This is a genomic window from Pedobacter sp. (genome assembly GCF_035566355.1).
In the GTDB taxonomy this organism is placed as follows: domain Bacteria; phylum Bacteroidota; class Bacteroidia; order Sphingobacteriales; family Sphingobacteriaceae; genus Pedobacter.
This window is the reverse complement of record NZ_DATMRL010000627.1, coordinates 1-3,099: the sequence shown is the minus strand read 5'-3', so window position 1 is coordinate 3,099 and position 3,099 is coordinate 1. Positions and strand designations below refer to the sequence as shown.

At 39.9% G+C, this 3,099-nt stretch carries 2 protein-coding genes; one reads left to right on the top strand and one right to left on the bottom strand.

The annotated features are described in order from the left end of the window. The first annotated feature begins 247 nt into the window (after window positions 1–247). Complete coding sequence (locus tag VNZ46_RS24565) at window positions 248–1,450, top strand: Gfo/Idh/MocA family oxidoreductase (protein ID WP_325563559.1); 1,203 nt, start codon at window positions 248–250, stop codon at window positions 1,448–1,450. Between the two features lie 5 nt (window positions 1,451–1,455). On the opposite strand, the gene VNZ46_RS24560 is transcribed toward VNZ46_RS24565, so the two are convergent. Then, on the bottom strand, window positions 1,456–2,823 hold the full coding sequence (locus tag VNZ46_RS24560) for a S41 family peptidase (protein ID WP_325563557.1): 1,368 nt from the start codon (window positions 2,821–2,823) through the stop codon (window positions 1,456–1,458). Window positions 2,824–3,099 lie beyond the last annotated feature (276 nt).

Sequence of the window (3,099 nt, the reverse complement as noted above, 5' to 3'; positions counted from 1 at the left end):
CTATTGGATTTCTATTGCAAGAGAAGTGATTGGTATTAAAAGGAGGGAATGTGAGGGGCATAATTTGTTTATAAAAGAACTTTGTATTTCAAAGTAAAAGATAAGAATTGAATTATGCAAGAATTATTTTTGAAGATTTGGTTTGTTACACCGGGAATAGGGTTTTTAGTTGTGAAAAAGATATTACTACTTAAGGTGATATCAAGTTGATATTTTTATAAATTTATCCGTACCAAATAAGAAAAATATGATCAGACGGAGTTTTATAAAAAAGGCGGGAATAACAGCGGGAGGTTTATTATTGCACAATACTTTACTTAAGGCGGTAAGCTTACCTTTTGAAAGCAGGAAGATTAATATTGCAGTTATTGGTTGTGGCGACAGGGGAACAGGGCTTATGCAGGTATTGAAACAAATTCCTGACCTGTACCAGATCAAGGCCATTTGTGATGTCCTTGATTTTCGCTTGGAAAATGGCCGGAAGATAGCACCTGGAGCTTTGGCTGTTAAGGATTATAAGGTAATCCTGGATCATAAAGATATTGATGCCGTACTGATCTCTGTACCTTTAAATATGCATTTTCAGATCGCTAAAGATGCTTTACTGGCTGGTAAACACGTTTATTTGGAAAAAACAATGACTTACAACATTCCCCAGGCTTTAGAACTGGTGGCCCTTGTCAAGTCAAAGCCTAAACAGATATTACAGGTTGGACATCAATACAGATATACACCACTTTATTTCAAGGTTAAGGAGATGATTGACCAGGGGTATCTGGGTAAAGTAACTCAGATTGACTGTCGCTGGGATCGTAATGGAAGTTGGAGAAGACCTGTTCCTGACCCTTCGCTGGAACGACAGATCAACTGGCGGATGTATAAGGAGTATTCTGGTGGGCTCCCGGCAGAATTATTATCCCATCAGATTGATTTTATCAACTGGGTTTTTGATACGCATGCCGATGAAGTCATTGCAACAGGAGGGATTGATTTCTATAAAGACGGGAGGGAAACTTATGATAACGTACAAGCTGTGTTGCGATATAGTAAAGAGCACATGATCGGAAATTTTGGGGCTACTTGTGCCAACAGTCATGATGGCTACTTATTTAAAATTAAGGGTTCAAAAGGAAGTATTTCCCTGTTGGTGGATGAGGGGATATATTATCCGGAAAAGGAAACCTTAAAAAAATACAATCAGACAGTGGATGGCGTAACAGGTGCAACCAAAATTACCTGGAATAAAGACGGTGGTATTCCAATTCTTACAGAACCAATCAAAGACGGATCCTGGTATGCCTTAACTGATTTTCATAAATGCGTGACAAGCGGAGAAATGCCGACTTCGAATGTGTTTACGGGATCTAAGACAGCGATTAGTGTGCATATGATCAATAATGCCCTGTTTGGAAATGCGATAGAAAACTGGAAACCCGGGTATAATGTGTAATTCCTCTATTGGAGGAGACTCAATGCCTTTTTAATGTCCGGATCTCGTTTATTGATGATATCGTCAGGGCTGTACGACACCGCATAATCAGGAAAAATTCCATGTCCAAATACAGGGTTTTTAGCAACAGAGACGACGCGCATCCATGGAAATTCTACCACAATATGTGTGTTTGGTAAGGTGAGGTGTTGAATAGTGCCTCCACTACAGCCTTCTTCTGTACCTGCAGTTTCTCTACCGATAAATTTGGCGGTTTTACACTGGGCCTTAATGGCAGCAGCGGCATGTGCGCCTGAGGAAAAAGTTGCCCCGTCAATTAAAACGAATAGCTTGCCCTTAAAATGCCATAGTGGATTAACGGGAAGTGCCTGGTAGGACAATCCGAATACGGGTCGAAAATCAATATGGTAACCATTTCCTTCTTTAGGCCCTGGTTTAAAACCGAGTTTAAAGCTTTCGGTCCGGTCGGCATCAAAGTAGTTTTCAAAAGGGTTGATTGCCGGATCTGGGATTCTGGATCTTATTTCTTTGATGATATGGAAGGATGAATCTGCGAGATAGGAGAGTAGTTTCGCCGCAATTCTGATATCGCCTCCTGTGTTATGTCTAAGGTCGATAATAAGATTTTTAATGCCTTTCATCCGTATTTGCTTAAATGCCTGCTCGTAAATTAACGTATCGGCGTACTGAAAGGTCTTGACCTCAAACCACGCTGTTGAGCTGGTATTGGAAAACCGGAGCGGCAAATAATCTGTGTTGGTGGCTTCTGTCCAGTTTTTCTGTTCAGGGGCCTGTTTTTGTTCTGGTTTTAAAGTGGTATTCTGTGTTATACTGACTATTTGTACGGTTTTTGTTTTACCCTGGTTATTTCTGACCAGCAGGCGGTATGGGGCTTTCCAATGGTAATATTTAGAACAGACGTCTTCAAAACCATCGTATTCACTTAAAAATAATTCTTTGAAAGTTTCATTGTAGCCATCACCACAATATAGATCATAGCCGTGACGTATAATATCAGAAGTTGGAATGTCATTGATGTTGATGATTTCGTCACCTGTGTGGAGTTTGTCCGTTCTATAGGTCGTCACCCAGGCCCGGTGATTTCGAACCAGAACCTGAAAAGGAAGCGGCGGTTCTTTAGGCTCTTTGGAAGGATCAAATTCAGTGGAATGCTTTAATTGAGTATGCCCGCACTTCAATGCGCATAGAAAGGGGTAGATCCTGGTTATAAAGTCATTTTCGGATAGAGGACGAGTTATTGACGAACAAGTGCTTTTGTATATTGCTTTGAGCTGCCGTGGGGTGGTGTAAATGCCATAGGCCGGATGCATTTCCTGAATAGCAGCCCAAAGAATTGCTAAATCTTTCTGCATATTTTTAACGGAAATCTTTTTAATGATTACGGTTGGAACATAAGTTCGGTTTTTCTGATATTCGCCTGCTTTTGTTATAGGTATGCTTAACAGAACAGTGACTAGAATTAGTAACAGTAAGCAAGTAAAAATAGATTTTTTTAAAGATCTGGGGCCCATTCTGGCAAAAGTGAACTCTAATTTACTCCAGGATTTTGTAAAATCAAACTATTCTATAAAAATATAGAATATAGTGGTACAGCGTTGTTTTTTATGTTTAAATGTAGTTTACGCAAA